The following is a 16,864-nucleotide window of genomic DNA, read 5'->3' on the forward strand; positions in this document are numbered from 1 at the left end:
GCACGGACCGCTAGCACTTGCCCCACCTCCATTGGATGGATTTGTACCAACGTTTGGATAATGCGCGGCCCGGAGGGCTCCGGTCAAGGGGTTGTTTCCCGCTAGACCGAGATCCTCTAGATTTGTTGGAACAAAAGGGTGGATTGAGGAAAGATGGCACGATCGTCGCTCTATCAGCAGGTGGCCGCCGAGGTGCGCAGGGCCATCTACGCGGGCGAACTCGCGCCGGGGGACCAGATCCCGACCGAGACCGACCTCATGGAGTCGCACGGGGTCAGCCGCAACACCGTACGGCTGGCGCTGGGTGAGCTGGAGAACGAGGGTCTCATCCTGCGGATGCGCCGGCGTGGAACGTTCGTACGCGAGCGCCGTCCCCTCCTCATGCGGCCCCAGGACGAGTTCCTCGCGCACGACCAGGAAGAGCCGCGGTTCGACGCGTTCGTCCACGCCGTCCGGTCCGAGGGCCGTACGGCCGACCAGCGGATCGAGGTGTCGATCGTCGAACCGCCCGAGGACGTGGCGACCCGCCTCGCCCTCGCCGACGGCGCCCTGGCCGTGGTGCGCCGCCGTCTGCGGTTCGTCGACGCCCAGCCGTTCAACACGCTGGACTCGTACTTCCCCCTGGAGATCGTGGGGGGCTCCGAGATCGCCCGGCCGGGGGACATCACCCGCGGAGCCAACAGGGTGCTGGAGGAGCTCGGGCACCTGCAGACCCGCGTGGTCGACGACCTCTCGGCCCGCATGCCCACCTCCGACGAGTCGGCGCGGCTCCAGCTGGAGCCCGGCACCCCGGTCGTCGTCCACACCCGGGTCGGCTACGACGCCGACGACACCCCGGTCCGCGTCGCCGTGTCCGTGCTGCCCGCGGACAAACATCTGATCCGATACGAGCTGGAACGTCATTGACGAGGCCCCGGCGCCCGCTCCCCTGAGCGGGCGTCCCAGGCCGAGCCCTCCTCCGGGGGGCGCTCACCTCCTGTGCGCCGGCCCGTCCGGCCGCCGTGCCGATCACTACCGTGCCGGTTCCCGCCCCGATCGCTGTTCCGATCACCGTTCCGATCACCGTGCCGTCTCCCGGGGGCGCTCCCGCCGCTGGCCTCGCCGCACCCGCGCGCCCTAGCGAGGCCTCGCCGTCCCCGCGACGGACGCTGTACGGCGTCTCGCCGTCACTCTGAGTGATCAGATCATCCCCCTCGGCACGAAAGGAATCAGGCATGCCTGCGAACACCCTGGATCTTGTTACGGAACTCACGCTGCGTCGCGCCACCCCCGCCGACCTTCCGGGGGTCCTCGTCCTGCTGGCCCGCACCGCCGGCTGGCTGAACGGTCTCGGCGTACGGCAGTGGCCCGCCGCGGGCTTCCCCGCCGAGCGCATCGCCCCGCTGATCGGCGAGGGGGTCATGTACCTGCTCGACGCCGGAGAGGACGCGGAGACCGTCGAGGGCGCCGCCCGCGTGCCCGCCGCCACGATCGCGGTGGACGGTCACGCCGATGCGGAGTTCTGGACGCCGCGGGACCGGCCCGGCGACGCGCTGTACGTCCACAAACTGGCCGTGCACAGGTCCTTCTCGGGCCAGGGCCTGGGGGAGACGCTGCTCGACTGGGCCGGTCTGCGGGCCGCCGTCCAGGGCCGGCCGTACCTGCGCCTCGACTGCGCGAAGGACAACGCCCGGCTGCAGGCGTACTACCGCGGGGCGGGCTTCCGGCACGTCCGCACCGTCGACCTGCCGCACCGCGCCTCGGGGGCGCTGTTCGAGCGGGACGCCTGCGCCGTGCTCTCCGGCTGGGACCGTTCCGAGCACGCCGAACCGGCACGGCCGGGGCAGCGGCGGCGGCCGGAGCGCCGCGTTCCGCTGGTGCCGGCCCCGCGCGGGGGCCACGGGACGCAGCAGTTGCGCGTTCTTGACATCACGGCACACAACGAGTTGATCGAGTGCTGAACAGGGCGGATGCCGTGAGGCGCCGCAAAGGGACCCGATACTGTTCACATCATGACGGGATCCCTCCTTGAAGTGATCGCGCTCGATCTGCGTGACGCCGTGGCCGCCGAGGAGGGTGGGGCGGACCGCCTGGAGGTCGTGTCCGACATGGGCTCGGGCGGGCTCACCCCCTCGGCGGACCTCGTCGCGGCCATCGCCCGCGAGTGCGGACTGCCGCAGATGATCATGCTCCGCCGCGACGCCGGGTTCACGGTGAGCCCGGAGGAACTCGACCGGCTGCGCCGCGACGTGAAGGAACTGACCGAGGCCGGCGCGGCGGGGTTCGTCTTCGGATTCCTCTCCGAGGACGGGTCCGTGGACGTGGAGGCGACCCAGGCGCTCATCCACGCCGTCTCGCCGCTGCCCTGGACCTTCCACCGCGCGGTGGACCACGCCGCCGACGTGCGGGCCGCGTGGCGCGCCGTACGGCTGCTGCCGAACCTGGCGACCGTCCTCACGTCGGGGTCGCCCGAGGGAGTCGGCAGCGGCCTGCACGTCCTGCGGACCCGGGCGGAGGCGGGGGACGCCTCGCTCGTGCTCGCCGGCGGCGGCCTGCGCGAGGCGCACGTCCCGGCGCTGCTCGACTACGGCATCCGCGCCTTCCACGTGGGAGGCGCGGTGCGGGGCTCCTGGCAGGAGCCCGTCGACCCCAGCCGGGTCAGGCACTGGCGCCGCCTCGTGGACCGGCTCTGAACCCCGGCGCCGTCAGGCGCGGCGGCGCGCGACCAGGACGGCGTCCCGAATCGTGATCTCGTGCCCCTCCGGGTCCTTCGCCGTGCGCGGCCGCGCCTCGGCGGCCGTCACCTCCCAGGCGGCCGGGTCGAGCGAGGCCGCGATCTCCTCGGCGGTGAACATCGCCTGCGGGAAGTGCGGCCGGTGGGGCACGGTCAGCAGGTCGAGCGGGTGGTGCCCGACGATCAGCAGGGTGCCTCCCGGCGCAACGGCGGCGGCCAGCCGGGCGTACAGCGCCCGCCGGGTCTCGCCCGGCAGGTGCATGTAGTGCGCCGACACCAGGTCGTACGCCCCCTCGGGGAGCGGGTGGTCGCGCAGGTCCGCGTGGAGCCACTCGATCCGGGCCGCGACCTCGGGACCGGCGTCGGCGGCGTGGGCGGCGGCCCGCTTCAGCGCGGTGGCCGAGATGTCCGTCCCGGTCACCCGCCAGCCGCGTTCGGCGAGCCACACGGAGTCGGCGCCCTCACCGCTGCCGACGTCGAGGGCCCGCCCCGGGGGCAGATCGGCCGCCTCGGCGACGAGCTGCGGGTTCGGGCGGCCGCTCCAGACGGCCGGCCGGGACCGGTAGCGCTCCTCCCAGGCGGCCTCCTCGAACATCGTGCCCATCTGATGCCGGTAGGCGTCGACCTCCTCCGCGGTCTCCTCGGCGACGAGGTCCATGTTGATCGCCGCGCCGGCGGTCAGGCCCGCCGCGGCGGCCATGATCACCTGTGCCATCACGTCGGCCGTGTTGCCCGCCACCCAGACGCCGGGCACGGCGGTGGCCCCGGTAGGCTCCGCGGGGATCCGGCTGCCGACCACCTGACCGCGGACCTCCACCTCCACCGGCGTGAGCCCGAGTGACCGCGCCACCTCGGCGCGGGCGGTGAACAGCGGCGCGACGACGACCGCGTCGAGCGCGATCACGTCGCCCGAGGCCAGGCGCACTCCGCTGATCGCGTCGCCGGTGACCTCCACCGCCGTGACCGGCCCGTCCGCGACGGCGATCCGGCGCGCCGCGAGCCGCTCGGCGTCCTCCTCCGTCAGCGGCACGGCGTGATGGTTCAGGAAGACCACGTCGTCGGTCCACTGCCGCCACAGGCAGGCCTGATGGACGGCGTGCGGCCCGGTGGCCAGCACCCCGATCCGCCGGTCGCGGACCTCCCAGCCGTGGCAGTAGGGGCAGTGCAGCACGTCGCGGCCCCACCGTCCGGCCAGACCGGGCACGTCCGGAAGCTCGTCCGCGAGCCCCGTCGCGAGCAGCAGCCGTCGCGCCCGGAGCGCACGCCCGTCGTCGAGCGTCACGAGGAAACGGCCGTCGTCCTCCCGCGCCGCCCTCGCCACGCGGCCGTCGGTGACCTCACCGCCGTACGCCTCGACCTCCGCGCGCCCGGCCGCCAGCAACTCGCCGGGCGGCGTGCCCTCCCTGCCGAGGTAGTTGTGCACATGTGAGGCCGGCGCGTTGCGCGGCCGCCCGTCGTCGACCACCAGCACCGGCCGTCTCGCCCGCGCCAGCGCCAGGGCGCCGCTGAGCCCGGCCGCGCCGCCGCCGATCACGATCACGTCATATGTCCCGTCCACCCGAATCTCCTCTCGCATCGCTCCGGTCACGATGCGACATGATCGGCGGGACCGCCAAACAACGTTGCCGATATGGCAAAGACGGGCGCGGCTCAGCCGAGGGCCTGGTCGGCCCGGGCCAGCGCGGCGGCCAGCGTCCGGACGGTGGCGGGCTCGTCCAGCACCCCGCCCGCCGCGGCCCGCCGCTCCTCCCACGCGTGCACCCGGTCGGCGTACTTCTCGTAGCAGGCGAGATGGAACGCGTAGACGGTAGTGAAGCGGCTGACGAGATGGGAGGGATGCATGTCCCAGCCCTGGTGGAAGCCGTGGGACAGCGAGTGCGCCACCAGCGCCGAGTGCCTGCGGAGCAGGGCGTGCACGTCGGCGGCCGAGTCCGAGGCCGGCGCCGCGGCGAGGGAGCCGTCCGACAGCTCGACGCCCGTGCCGGCGAGCGCGGTCCGCATGACGTGCCTGGCGTGATCGCACGCGGGATGGTCGAGCCGCTGCTCGTCCGGGGGCAACCCGACCGCCGCGGTGTAGTCGAACACCCCGAAGTGCGCGGCCGCCAGCCGCCCGCCGAGCGACGGCACCAGGCCGGCCGACCGCTGCAGGAACAGCACGGTCTGCGGGGCCTCCACCTGCATCTCGAAGCGCAGCGTCCCGGAGGGCAGCGCCAGCGCGCGCTCCAGCGCCTCCAGGCAGCGGGCGAACTGCCGGAGGTAGTCCTCCATGAGGACCTTGGGGAACGTCACCGTGAACCCGTCCGGAAGCCGCCCGGCCCGCCGTACGACCTCGGTGAGGAAGCCGTCGAGCGTACGGACCGAGCGGTGCGGGTCGCCGTCGGCGAACGACTTCACCCGCAGTCCCCACCGGCGCGGCAGCGTGCCCGCGCGGTGCATCTCGGCCACCGCCGCGGCGGCGGACTCGGCGTGCCGGTCCTCCTCCTCCGGCGCGCGCACGCCGTACCCGTCCTCGAAGTCGATCCGCAGGTCCTCGATGGGCTCGTTGTGGAGCTTGCGGCGGACCCGCTCGTGCACCGGCCGGGCCAGTTCGAGGTCCAGCCCGAACAGCGCGGCCAGCTCGCCCGGCGTGAACAGCAGCCGGTTGAGCAGGTCGGCGGCGGCGTGCCGCCATTCGTGGACGACCTCCGCCGTGACCCGGTCCGCCGGCACGTACACGGTGTGCACCGGCTGCCACGCCGGCTCCTGCCCCGCGGGGTAACGGGCGAGCTGGTCGCGGTAGACGCGGTCGAAGCCGTCGAGCAGCCCGTCCAGGCCGGTCAGCGTCGTCTCCATGCGGACGATCCTCGCAGAGTCCCGGCACGGGCGACTTCATCACGCAACGTCGTCACGTGGCGACGGAGAGTTGGGTATCCTCTTACTCGAACAAGCGAGCGAAAAAAGAAACGGCCCCCTGCCGGGGGCCGTAGAGCCCGGGGACGTAGCCCCGGGCGCGGTGACTCCATGTTAGGGCGTGATGGCGATGCGCGACAACCCCGTTTCGCAACCCGTGCGTGTCGGTCTCTACGTCGACGGGTTCAACCTCTACTACGGGCTGCGTTCCCTCCGCGGCCGGCGCTACCTCTGGCTCGATCTGCACGCGCTGGCGAGCCGGTTGCTGAAGCCCGGCCAGACGCTCACCGCCATCCGTTATTTCACCGCTCCCGTACGGGGCGAGCCACGAGCGCTCGCCCGGCAGCAGACCTATCAGGCGGCCCTGGAGACCCTGGGGGTCGAGGTGGTGCTGGGACGGTTCCAGGAGCAGCGGGCCTCCTGCCGCATCTGCGGAGCCTCCTGGCGGACGTACGAGGAGAAGCAGTCCGACGCCGCCCTCGCCGCCGCGATCGTCGGCGACGTCGCGCTCGATCTCGTCGACGTCGTGCTGCTGCTGTCGGCCGACAGCGACCTGTGCGCGGCGATCGAGGCCGTGCGGTCGGTGGACGCCCGGCGGGGCGGCAAGACCCGGGTGGTCGCCGTGTTCCCGCCCGGACGCCGTTCTGACGGCCTGCGCCTGGCGAGCGACGCATGGTTCCCCCTCGGGGAAGCGATCATCCGTCGGTCGCAGCTGCCCGACCTCGTGCCCGGGCGCGACGGCGCCCGCTACCACCGGCCGGGGTACTGGAACTGACCTCGTCGGATCCACGCCGCCCGACGGGCGCTCAGGAGGGCGTTCCCCCGCGCGCGAGACGGCCGCAGGCGCCCAGCATGGCGTCCCTGCCCACCAGCTTCACCCGCTCGCCCCGCTTGAGGTTCTCCGCCAGCGCCGCCTCCGCGGCCTCGATCCCCAGCCAGTCCTCGTACGTCACCGGGCGCACGCCGCGCGCGGCGAGCAGGTCGTCCAGCCGGACCGTGGCGGTCCCCGGCGTCACCTCGGCGAGCAGGGTCCGCACGGTCTCCGCGGCGTCGGACTTGTTGGTCCCGATCACCCCGGTCGGTCCCCGCTTCAGCCAGCCCGCGACGTACTGCCGGTCGGTCACCTTCCCGGCGACGTTGGGCACCGTCATCGCTCGCGCGTCGAAGGGCACCCCGGGCAGCGCGACGCTCCGGTAGCCGACCGAGCGCATCACCATGTCCGCCGGGATCGTCTCGAACTCGCCGGTCCCGACGACCCGCCCGTCCTCCAGGCGGGTCCGCTCCAGCCGTACGCCCTCGACCCGGGAGACCCCGAGGATCTCCACCGGGCGCAGCCAGAAGCGCACCTCCAGACGGCGCGGCCGGTCGGCCGGCTCGCGCTCCGACCACGACCGCAGCACGTCCACGTTGCCCTTGACCTGCCGGGACAGGTCGGTCAGGTCGGCGGTCCCGATCTCGTGGGGGAAGGTCAGGACGTCGGCGTTCAGCAACTCGCCGAGCTCGCGCAGCTCCTTGAGGGTGAACTTGGCGTGCTCCGGGCCGCGCCGGCCGACCATGTGGATGCGCCTGACCCGCGAGGCGGCCAGCCGGTCGAGCACCTCCTCGGGCACGTCGGTGCCACGCAGTTCGTCGGCGGTCTTGGCCATGATCCGGACCACGTCCACGGCGACGTTGCCGACGCCGATGACGACGACGTCCTCGGTGTCCAGGGAGAAGGTGTCCGGCGGGACGTCGGGGTGGCCGCAGTACCAGTTGACGAAGTCGGTCGCGGCGACGCTGCCCGGCAGGTCCTCGCCCGGGATGCCGAGCTGCCTGTCGACCATCGCGCCGGTGCAGTAGACGACGGCGTCATAGCAGGACAGCAGGTCGTCGGCCGAGACGTCCGCGCCGAGTTCCACACCGCCGAGGAAGCGCACCCCGGGCGTCTCCAGGACGCGCCGGAGGTACCCGGCGATCGACTTGATCGACGTGTGGTCGGGCGCGACGCCGTACCGCACGAGCCCGTAGGGCGTCGGCAGGCGTTCGAGCACGTCCACCTCGACGGGGTCGTGCGACTGTTTGACCAGTGCCTCGGCCGTGTAGATCCCGGCCGGGCCCGACCCGACGATCGCGACGCGCAGTGTCACCATGGCCTCCCGGCAGCGGCGGCGTCTCTGTCTTTGATTCTTTATCATCGGCGGCGGCCGTGTCACCGGAACGCCATGCCGAGGCACCCGACTGTGATCCGTGTTGTGATGATTCGTGGGGTTGCGGCGACCCGGCGGCCGCGATCAGAGTGATGCCCGTGGGCTCTGGGGCTAAAAGACGGGGAAACCCGCGGACGAGACGGCCGGGCGGTGGGACCCTCCCTGACATGAGGGGACTGCGCGGGGGGCAGGACGAGCCCGGGGCCTCGCCGGCCACGGTCCGGGGGCCGCGGAACGATCCAGGCGACGGCCGCCGCTACGAGGCGCTGGGCCGGGTCATGGCCGCGCTGTCCGGCGAGGCGGAGACACTGGAGGCGTGCCGCGACCTCACCTGGTGGCGGACCACCGACCACTCCTGGCAGGTCGAGTGGCGCGACGGCCCGCAGGCGGCGGAGGTGGCGGCGCTGCTGGTCGAGCGGATCGGCGAGCCGGGCCCCGACGCCGCGCCGACCGCCCCGGCCGGTCCCGCGACCGCGTCGACCGCCGTGATCGACGTGATGGGGGTGACCTTCGTGCTGCGGGCGATCGACCCGTTCGGGATGGAACGGCTGCGGTCCAGGCCGGGCCTGTGGCGGCTGTCGGCGGTGCTGGACGGCCCGGCGGGCGCCGGGGAGCGGTCGCGCCAGCACTGGGAGGAACTTCTCGGCGGCTGAGCGGGGGCGCGCGTGGAGGGGAGGCGGCGGGTGCCCCGAGTCGATAGCCTTGGAGCACATCGTCTTCGTCTCCCACGCCGTCGCCGGGGGTCCGCGAGGAGATCCGCGCCGGGGTCTCCGGCCGCGGCGATCCGGAGGAGGCGTGGCGGGAGACCTCTCACGAGCAAGGAGTAGCCGTGCTGCTGCGTATGTCGACCCTGTTCCTGCGCACCCTGCGTGAGGATCCGGCGGACGCGGAAGTGCCGAGCCACAAGCTGCTCGTCCGCGCCGGCTACGTCCGCCGGGTCGCGCCCGGCATCTACTCCTGGCTGCCCCTCGGCAAGATCGTGCTGGAGAACGTCGCCCGGGTGGTCCGCGAGGAGATGGACCGGATGGGCGCGCAGGAGGTGCTGTTCCCCGCGCTGCTGCCCCGCGACTACTACGAGCCCACGGGCCGCTGGACCGAGTACGGCGACACGCTGTTCCGCCTGAAGGACCGCAAGGGCGCCGACTACCTCCTCGGGCCGACCCACGAGGAGATGTTCACCGACATGGTCAAGGGGGAGTACTCCTCCTACAAGGACTATCCGGTGACGCTGTACCAGATCCAGACCAAGTACCGCGACGAGGCGCGTCCCCGGGCCGGCATCCTGCGGGGCCGGGAGTTCGTGATGAAGGACTCCTACTCCTTCGACCTCGACGACGACGGCCTGAAGCGGTCCTACGAGATGCACCGCGACGCCTACATCCGCATCTTCGACCGCCTCGGCATCGACTACCGGATCTGCTTCGCCATGTCGGGCGCGATGGGCGGATCGGCCTCGGAGGAGTTCCTCGCGCCCTGCGCCACCGGTGAGGACACCTTCGTGGCCTGCCACAACTGCGGGTACGCGGCCAACGCCGAAGCCGTCGTCACGCCCGCACCGCCCGCGGTGACGGCCGAGCAGCCGGCCATGGAGGTCCTCGACACGCCCGGCACGCCGACGATCGAGTCGCTGGTGACGTACGTCAACGAGCGGTACGGCCTGGGCGTCACCGCTGCGGACACGCTGAAGAACCTCGTCGTCAAGGTCCGCACACCGGGCTCGGACGAGGTCAGGACCGTGGTCGTCGGCGTCCCCGGCGACCGCGAGGTGGACTTCAAGCGCCTGGAGGCCGCGCTCGCGCCCGGCGTGCCGGAGATCTTCGAGGCCGAGGACTTCGCCCGCCACCCGGGCCTGGTGCGCGGCTACATCGGCCCGCAGGTGCTCGCGGACCTCGGGATCACCTACCTGGTCGACCCCCGCGTCGTCGCCGGCTCGGCCTGGGTGACCGGCGCCAACGAGCCGGGCAAGCACGCCGCGCACGTGGTCGTGGGCCGTGACTTCCAGCCCGACGGCACGATCGAGGCCGCCGAGGTGCGTGCGGGCGACTCCTGCCCCCGCTGCGCGCACCCGCTGTCCATCGACCGCGGCATCGAGATCGGCCACATCTTCCAGCTCGGCCGCAAGTACGCCGACGCGGCCCACCTCGACGCGCTCGGGCCGGACGGCAAGCCCATCCGCATCACCATGGGCTCGTACGGCGTCGGCGTGTCCCGGGCGGTGGCGGTGCTGGCCGAGCAGCGGCACGACGAGCTGGGCCTGGTGTGGCCCAGGGAGGTGGCCCCCGCCGACGTGCACATCGTGGGCACCGGCAAGGAGAACCAGATCGAGGTGGCCAGCGAGCTCGCCGAGAGCCTGGAGGCGCGGGGACTGCGCGTGCTGGTGGACGACCGTCAGGGCGTGTCGCCGGGCGTCAAGTTCAAGGACTCCGAGCTGCTGGGCGTGCCCACCGTCCTGATCGTCGGCCGTGGGCTGGCCCAGGGTGTGGTGGAGCTGCGCGACCGGGTCGCCGGGACCAAGGAGGAGATCCCGCTGGACCAGGCCGTCGACCGCGTCCTCGCCGCCTGCCTCCCCGCCTCTCCCGCGTGATCTTCCGGTAGCCGGTAGGGCCGGGCCCCGGCCCTACCGGCGATCACGACCCGGAGGGAGTGGCGTCGGGGAGTTCTGCGTCGGGTTGTGCGGTGCCGCTTTGGGTGGTGTCGGTTTGGGTGGCGCCGGTCGGTTCGCTGTCGGGTGGCCCGGCTTGAGTGGGACCGGCGTCGCGGCCGGGCATGCCGGGGAAGGCGCCGATCTCCGGCTGCCAGCCGTACGCGCGCGTCGCGCTCTCCTGCGCCGCCAGCGCGGCGAGCCGCCGCAGGGCGGGATCGCGGTCGGCGGCGAGCTCCAGATAGGCGGTGACGACCCGCTGCTCCACGAGCACCGCCAGGCGCACCGCGTCGGACGGCGTGCGCACCTCGAACGGGAGGCCGTAGGAGGGTCCCGGCTCGGTGGGCGTGCCGCCGCGCTGGGTGATGAGGGTGCGCAACTGGTCGCGCCGCGCCCGATGGGCGTCGAAGGCCGCCGTCGCCCGGGCGCGCAGCCCGCCCTTCGTCCGCCCGCCGACGACTCCGTAGGCGTACACGGCGGCGTACTCGGCGGACAGGGCCCGGCCGAGGGCGGCGACGGAGGGCTCCGCGGCCGGGCTCACGACGGGCGGGGTCGCGGGTTCAGCCACGCAGCCTCCCCAGGGCGACGACATGGACGGCCTCGCAGGCGCCGATGCTGGCCAGAAGCTGGGCGAGGGCGGGCGAGGCCGTGGCGGTCTGCCCGGGACGCGCCGCCGCCGCGGTCCGTTCGGCGTCCCTCAGCGCTTCTACGGAGACCTCGGGCGAGCCGTCGGAGGGCGACCCGGACGGCGCCGCGGCCGGCGATCCGGAGGACGACGGGGCCGGGGTCGTCGGAGCGTTCCCGGCGGGCAGCAGCGCGCGCAGCGCCCGCGCGTGAGCCGCGTGCCGCTGCCGGAACGGCTCCAGCGCGGCGGCCCGGCCGGGCAGGGCGGCGACCGCGCGCCCGTACAGCGACACCAGCCGCTCCTTGTCCGCGATCAGCTCGCCGATCAGCACGGTCTGCGGGTCCGGAGGGGGTGGCGCGGCGGGCTTGCCCGGGCCGCTCGAACAGCCTCCCGCGGCGGCCAGGCCCGCCGCGGCGGCGACGCCCAGCAACGCGCGTCTGGTCACCCGTGCCCCGCCGCCGTCCTCCACGAGACAGCATCGTACGGCGCGCCGCCCACTGGTCCCCGCCCGTGACCGTGATGATCGTGTGCGTGTCGGATCGTCGCCCGGGTGTGGCGCAGTTTCCACCTCCCGGTGTCGATAGGCTGTTGGCACATCGGGCGAGTTACACGGTCATAGGGAGGTCGGCATGGGCAGCGATGCTCGACGCGGCCGCCTGGTCGAACTGCTCGGCCCGGTGGTCGCCGCCGAAGGGTTCGACCTGGAGGACGTGACGGTCACGCCGGCGGGCCGCCGGCGTCTGGTGCGCGTGGTGGTGGACCGGGACGGCGGCGTGAGCCTGGACGACGTGGCCGACGTGAGCCAGTCCGTCTCCAAGCGGCTCGACGAGGTTGATGTGCTCGGCGGCAGCGCGTACGTCCTGGAGGTCACCTCCCCCGGCGTGGACCGGCCGCTCACCGAGCCGCGCCACTGGCGCCGGGCGCAGGGGCGGCTGGTGCGGGCGGAGCTGCGTGACGGCACCTCGGTGGAGGGCCGCGTGACCGGCGCGGACGAGTCCGGTGTGGAGCTGGACGGCGCGCGCGACATCGCCTACGGCGAGCTGGTGCGCGGCCGTGTGCAGGTCGAGTTCAACCGGCGCGACGCCGGTCTCGAAGACGAACTCGACGACGAACTTGATGACGAACGTGACGAGGACCTCGATGTCGACGAGGACATCGCCGACGCCGCCGGCACCGGCGACGAGGGCTAGGGGGGAGCCTTGTGGACATTGACATGAGCGTCCTGCGCAGCCTGGAGCGGGAGAAGGACATCTCCTTCGACCTGGTCGTCAAGGCGATCGAGGACGCGCTGCTGATCGCGTACTTCAGGACCGAGGGCGCGGCGCAGAAGGCGCGCGCCGAGCTGGACCGCGACACGGGCCACGTGGTGATCTGGGCGGCCGAGCTGGGCGAGAACGGCGACGTCGTGCGCGAGTACGACGACACCCCGTCCAACTTCAGCCGGATCGCCGCCACCACGGCCAAGCAGGTGATCCTGCAGCAGCTCAGGGACGCCGAGGACGAGATCAACTTCGGTGAGTTCGCGAGCCGCGAGGGCGAGCTGGTGGCGGGCGTCATTCAGCAGGGCAAGGATCCGCGGGTGGTGCTGGTCGACCTCGGCAAGATCGAGGCGATCCTCCCGCACAACGAGCAGGTCCCCGGTGAGGAGTACGCGCACGGCGAGCGCATCCGCTGCTACGTCGTCCAGGTGAAGAAGGGCCCGAAGGGCCCGTCGGTCACCCTTTCGCGCACCCACCCCAACCTGGTGAAGAAGCTCTTCGCGCTGGAGGTCCCGGAGATCGCCGACGGCACGGTGGAGATCGCGGCCATCGCCCGGGAGGCGGGCCACCGCACCAAGATCGCCGTACGGTCGCGCAAGCCGGGCGTCAACGCCAAGGGCGCGTGCATCGGCCCGATGGGGTCGCGGGTGCGCAACGTGATGACGGAGCTGCACGGCGAGAAGATCGACATCATCGACTGGTCCGAGGATCCGGCCGAGTTCGTCGGGAATGCCCTGTCTCCCGCGCGTGTTTCCCGTGTCGAGGTGGTCGACGCCGATGGCCGCATGGCGCGCGTCATCGTGCCCGACTACCAGTTGTCCCTGGCCATCGGCAAGGAAGGGCAGAACGCCCGCCTCGCCAACCGGCTGACCGGCTGGCGGATCGACATCCGGCCGGACACCGAGCAGGCCCCTGCTGATCCCGCCGATGCGTCGGCGAGGTAAGCTGGAATACGGTTGCCGGGCAGTCCCGCTGAGAACGTGTGTGGGCTGCCGGGTTCGCACGGTAAAGTCCGAGTTGCTCCGCCTGGTCGTGGTCGAGGACGTCATCGTCCCCGACGTGCGAGGACGGCTCCCGGGACGTGGTGCCTCGATGCACCCGTCCCCACGCTGTCTGGAGCTCGCCGAGCGTCGGCGGGTGTTCCCTCGCGCGTTTCGCGCGCAGGGGCCGCTTGACACGTCGCTCTTGCGGGATCACCTGGAGGGGTTGACGCCGGGGCGGTCCGGGTGAATGGTTACCGCTGGTCCCCGGTATCGGCTCCGGGAATCAGGGCACGACGTAATTGTCATGTAGGACGCCGAGTTGATGGGCGGAGTCAGATTGCTATGAGCGCCTGATGAGCACGCGGCGATGAGTACGTACAGGTAGCGACGGTCCGGCGGCACTGCTAGCCTCCCGGGCCGAGTTAGGGAGTGCAGTGGCGAAGGTCCGGGTATACGAGCTCGCCAAGGAGTTCGGGGTAGAGAGCAAGGTCGTCATGGCCAAGCTCACCGAAATGGGCGAGTTCGTGAGGTCGGCGTCCTCGACGATAGAGGCGCCGGTCGTCCGCAAACTGACCGAGGCGTTCAAGGGTGACGCCTCCAGGGGCGGGGGTAGGCCCGCCCGTCCGGCGCAGCCGAAGCCTGCGCCCAGGCCGGCTTCAGAGAGCCAGGTCAACGGGGGCGCCCCGCAGGCGCCCGTTTCCCAGTCCGGCGACACGGTCGCGAGGCCGGGCCCGAAGCCGGGTCCGCGACCCGCTCCGCGTCCGGTTCCGATGCCGCACCCGCCGGTTTCCCAGCCGGAGGCGGCGCGCCCCGAGACGCGCCCCGAGGCGGCCCGTCCGCAGGGGCCCCGTCCGGACGTCTCGCGTCCCGCGGCCTCAGGCCCGGCCTCAGGTCAGAGGCCGGGTGGCGCCGGAGCGCCCAAGCCGGGCCCGAGGCCCGCGCCGGCGCCGCGCCCGGGTGGCGCGCCCGCCGGTTCCGGTGCGCCGAGCGGCGGCGCCCCGCGTCCGGGTGGGCCCAAGCCTGGCCCGCGCGGCCCGCGTCCGGGCAACAACCCGTTCTCCTCGACCGCCAGCGGCATGGGCCAGCGTCCCGCGCGGCCCGGCGGCCGCGACGGCGGACGTCCCGACCGAGGCGACCGTCCCGACCGTGGGGACGGCGCTCCTCGTGAGCCGCGCCGTGACGGCGGCCGTGACGGCGCCATGCCGCGTCCGCCCGCCGCGCGTTCCGGCGCTCCGGGCGCGGGTGGTCCGCGTCCCGGCCCCGGGGGTCCGCGTCCCGGTCCGGGCATGGGCGGTCCTCGCCCGGGTCCCGGCGCCGGCGGTCCGCGTCCCGGTGGTCCGCGTCCGAACCCGATGATGATGCCCCAGGGCCGTCCGGCCGGGCCGGGCGGCGGAGGCCCGCGTCCCGGTGGCGGCGGCGGTCGTCCCGGTCCCGGTGGCGGCGGTGGCCGTCCGGGTGGCGGCGGCGGTCGTCCGGGTGGCGGCGGCTTCGGCGGCCCGCGTCCCGGTGCCACGACCGGTCGTCCCGGCGGGCCGGGCGGTGGTCCCGGTGGCGGCGGTGGCGGCGGCGGCTTCGCCGGTCGTCCCGGCGGCGGCGGCGGCCGTGGCCGCGGCGGTGGCACGGCGGGCGCGTTCGGGCGTCCGGGAGGCCGTCCGACCCGTGGCCGCAAGTCCAAGCGCCAGAGGCGCCAGGAGTTCGACAACATGCAGGCCCCGGCGATCGGCGGCGTGCAGGTCACACGTGGCGGCGGGCAGACGATCCGCCTGCCGAGAGGTGCGTCCCTGGCGGACTTCGCCGACCGGATCGGTGCGAACCCGGCCTCGCTCGTGCAGATCATGCTGCACCTCGGCGAGATGGTGACCGCGACCCAGTCGGTCAGCGAGGAGACGCTCCAGCTTCTGGGCGCCGAGCTGGACTACGACGTCCAGGTCGTCAGCCCGGAGGAGGAGGACCGCGAGCTCCTCGAGTCCTTCAAGATCGAGTTCGGTGAGGACGAGGGTGACGAGGGCGACCTCGCGCCGCGCCCGCCGGTCGTGACCGTCATGGGTCATGTCGACCACGGTAAGACGAAGCTGCTCGACGCGATCCGCCACACCAACGTGGTGGCCCGCGAGGCCGGCGGCATCACGCAGCACATCGGCGCCTACCAGGTGGGTACCACCCACGAGGGCGAGCCGCGGAAGATCACCTTCATCGACACCCCGGGTCACGAGGCGTTCACCGCCATGCGTGCCCGTGGTGCGCAGGCCACCGACATCGCGGTGCTGGTGGTCGCGGCCGACGACGGTGTGAAGCCGCAGACGATCGAGGCGCTGAACCACGCCCAGGCGGCGGACGTGCCGATCGTGGTGGCGGTCAACAAGATCGACAAGGAGGGCGCGGACCCGACCAAGGTGCGGGCCCAGCTCACCGAGTACGGCCTGGTGGCCGAGGAGTTCGGTGGTTCCACGCTCTTCGTGGACATCTCCGCCAAGCAGGGCATCGGCATCGACGGCCTGCTGGAGGCCATCCTGCTGACCGCGGACGCCGAGCTCGACCTGCGGGCGAACCCGGACATGGACGCCCAGGGCCTGGCCATCGAGGCGCACCTCGACAAGGGCCGCGGCCCCGTGGCGACCGTGCTCGTGCAGCGCGGCACGCTGCGGGTGGGCGACTCGATCGTCTGTGGCGAGGCGTTCGGCCGCGTCCGGGCGATGCTGGACGACAACGGGGAGACGGTCGACGAGGCCGACCCCTCGCGTCCGGTCCTGGTCCTCGGTCTGACCGCCGTCCCGCGCGCGGGCGACAACTTCATCGTCGTCGGCGACGACCGGATGGCCCGTCAGATCGCCCAGCAGCGGGCGGCCCGGCAGCGCATCGCCGACATGGCCAGGTCCGGCCGCCGGCGTACTCTCGAGGAACTGTTCAAGGACCTCGAGAAGGGCCAGGTCGACGAGCTCAAGCTCATCATCAAGGGTGACGTCTCCGGTTCCGTCGAGGCCCTGGAGGACGCGCTGCTCAAGATCGACGTGGGCGAGGAGGTCAAGCTCCGCGTGCTGCACCGCGCCGTCGGTGCCATCACGGAGTACGACGTCAACCTCGCGATCGCCGACGACAACGCGGTAATCATCGGCTTCAACGTGCGGCCCGAGGTCCGGGCGCGCGACCTCGCCGAGCGCGAGGGCGTCGACATCCGGTACTACTCGGTCATCTACCAGGCGATCGAGGAGATCGAGGCGGCCCTCAAGGGCATGCTCAAGCCGGAGTTCGAAGAGGTCAGGACCGGCACGGCCGAGGTCCGCGAGGTCTTCAAGGTTCCGAAGATCGGCAACGTCGCCGGTTCGATCGTCCGTACGGGCGTGATCACCCGCAACAGCAAGGCACGGCTCATCCGCGACGGCGTCGTGGTGGCCGACAACCTCACCGTCTCGTCGCTGCGCCGCTTCAAGGACGACGCGACCGAGGTCCGCGAGGGCTTCGAGTGCGGTATCGGTGTCGGTTACAACGACATCAAGGTCGAGGACGTCATCGAGACGTTCGAGATGCAGGAGAAGCCGCGCGTCTGACGCACCGGGCCGCCGCCCCCGCA

The 16,864-nt window shown here is 72.8% G+C and carries 15 protein-coding genes; 10 read left to right on the forward strand and 5 right to left on the reverse strand.

Features of this window, described 5'->3' with window-relative positions:
• The first annotated feature begins 153 nt into the window (after positions 1 to 153).
• The 3 genes from HHX37_RS19310 to HHX37_RS19320 all read left to right on the forward strand — a co-directional run bounded on the left by HHX37_RS19310 (position 154) and on the right by HHX37_RS19320 (position 2,672).
• Entirely contained in the window at positions 154 to 906 is a 753-nt protein-coding gene (locus tag HHX37_RS19310) for a GntR family transcriptional regulator (RefSeq protein WP_182886302.1), read from the forward strand.
• A 308-nt stretch (positions 907 to 1,214) separates the two neighbouring features.
• Complete coding sequence (locus HHX37_RS19315) at positions 1,215 to 1,940, forward strand: GNAT family N-acetyltransferase (RefSeq protein ID WP_182879419.1); 726 nt, start codon at positions 1,215 to 1,217, stop codon at positions 1,938 to 1,940.
• Between the two features lie 51 nt (positions 1,941 to 1,991).
• On the forward strand, positions 1,992 to 2,672 hold the full coding sequence (locus HHX37_RS19320) for a copper homeostasis protein CutC (RefSeq protein WP_117410490.1): 681 nt from the start codon (positions 1,992 to 1,994) through the stop codon (positions 2,670 to 2,672).
• A 12-nt stretch (positions 2,673 to 2,684) separates the two neighbouring features.
• Here HHX37_RS19320 and HHX37_RS19325 read toward each other — a convergent pair whose 3' ends face one another.
• Together HHX37_RS19325 and HHX37_RS19330 are read right to left on the reverse strand one after the other, a co-directional pair.
• Positions 2,685 to 4,271, reverse strand: a complete 1,587-nt coding sequence (locus tag HHX37_RS19325) for an SAM-dependent methyltransferase (RefSeq protein WP_182886303.1) — start codon at positions 4,269 to 4,271, stop codon at positions 2,685 to 2,687.
• A gap of 92 nt (positions 4,272 to 4,363) precedes the next feature.
• Positions 4,364 to 5,545: a DUF6986 family protein gene (locus tag HHX37_RS19330; RefSeq protein ID WP_182874861.1), complete on the reverse strand. Its 1,182-nt coding sequence runs from the start codon at positions 5,543 to 5,545 to the stop codon at positions 4,364 to 4,366.
• A 181-nt stretch (positions 5,546 to 5,726) separates the two neighbouring features.
• Between HHX37_RS19330 and HHX37_RS19335 the strand changes: the two genes are divergently transcribed.
• A complete protein-coding gene (locus HHX37_RS19335) occupies positions 5,727 to 6,377 on the forward strand; it encodes an NYN domain-containing protein (protein ID WP_182886304.1) in 651 nt (216 codons plus the stop codon).
• A gap of 31 nt (positions 6,378 to 6,408) precedes the next feature.
• Here the strand turns inward: HHX37_RS19335 and HHX37_RS19340 are convergent, their stop codons facing one another.
• Positions 6,409 to 7,731: an FAD-dependent oxidoreductase gene (locus HHX37_RS19340; RefSeq protein ID WP_182886305.1), complete on the reverse strand. Its 1,323-nt coding sequence runs from the start codon at positions 7,729 to 7,731 to the stop codon at positions 6,409 to 6,411.
• Between the two features lie 224 nt (positions 7,732 to 7,955).
• Here HHX37_RS19340 and HHX37_RS19345 point away from each other — a divergent pair, with 224 nt between their 5' ends.
• Positions 7,956 to 8,441: a hypothetical protein gene (locus HHX37_RS19345; protein WP_259402406.1), complete on the forward strand. Its 486-nt coding sequence runs from the start codon at positions 7,956 to 7,958 to the stop codon at positions 8,439 to 8,441.
• A 176-nt stretch (positions 8,442 to 8,617) separates the two neighbouring features.
• Complete coding sequence (locus HHX37_RS19350; RefSeq protein WP_182886306.1) at positions 8,618 to 10,372, forward strand: proline--tRNA ligase; 1,755 nt, start codon at positions 8,618 to 8,620, stop codon at positions 10,370 to 10,372.
• 43 nt (positions 10,373 to 10,415) lie between these two features.
• Here HHX37_RS19350 and HHX37_RS19355 read toward each other — a convergent pair whose 3' ends face one another.
• Together HHX37_RS19355 and HHX37_RS19360 are read right to left on the reverse strand one after the other, a co-directional pair.
• Positions 10,416 to 10,997, reverse strand: coding sequence for a ferritin-like domain-containing protein (locus HHX37_RS19355; protein WP_310740448.1), 582 nt, complete (start codon positions 10,995 to 10,997; stop codon positions 10,416 to 10,418).
• A complete protein-coding gene (locus HHX37_RS19360) occupies positions 10,990 to 11,523 on the reverse strand; it encodes a hypothetical protein (protein WP_182886308.1) in 534 nt (177 codons plus the stop codon). Before HHX37_RS19360 ends, HHX37_RS19355 begins: the two co-directional genes overlap by 8 nt.
• A 160-nt stretch (positions 11,524 to 11,683) precedes the next feature.
• On the opposite strand from HHX37_RS19360, the gene rimP reads away from it, so the two are divergent.
• The 4 genes from rimP to infB all read left to right on the forward strand — a co-directional run bounded on the left by rimP (position 11,684) and on the right by infB (position 16,841).
• On the forward strand, positions 11,684 to 12,244 hold the full coding sequence (gene rimP / locus HHX37_RS19365) for a ribosome maturation factor RimP (RefSeq protein ID WP_182874855.1): 561 nt from the start codon (positions 11,684 to 11,686) through the stop codon (positions 12,242 to 12,244).
• A gap of 23 nt (positions 12,245 to 12,267) precedes the next feature.
• Positions 12,268 to 13,257, forward strand: a complete 990-nt coding sequence (gene nusA, locus HHX37_RS19370; RefSeq protein WP_204287092.1) for a transcription termination factor NusA — start codon at positions 12,268 to 12,270, stop codon at positions 13,255 to 13,257.
• A complete protein-coding gene (locus HHX37_RS19375) occupies positions 13,241 to 13,543 on the forward strand; it encodes a YlxR family protein (protein ID WP_182886309.1) in 303 nt (100 codons plus the stop codon). Before nusA ends, HHX37_RS19375 begins: the two co-directional genes overlap by 17 nt.
• A gap of 187 nt (positions 13,544 to 13,730) precedes the next feature.
• The gene (gene infB / locus HHX37_RS19380; protein ID WP_182886310.1) at positions 13,731 to 16,841 is read left to right on the forward strand and encodes a translation initiation factor IF-2; all 3,111 of its coding nucleotides are present in this window, start codon (positions 13,731 to 13,733) and stop codon (positions 16,839 to 16,841) included.
• Positions 16,842 to 16,864 lie beyond the last annotated feature (23 nt).

The sequence above is a fragment of the Microbispora sp. H10885 genome (assembly GCF_014161415.1).
Lineage (GTDB): Bacteria > Actinomycetota > Actinomycetes > Streptosporangiales > Streptosporangiaceae > Microbispora > Microbispora triticiradicis.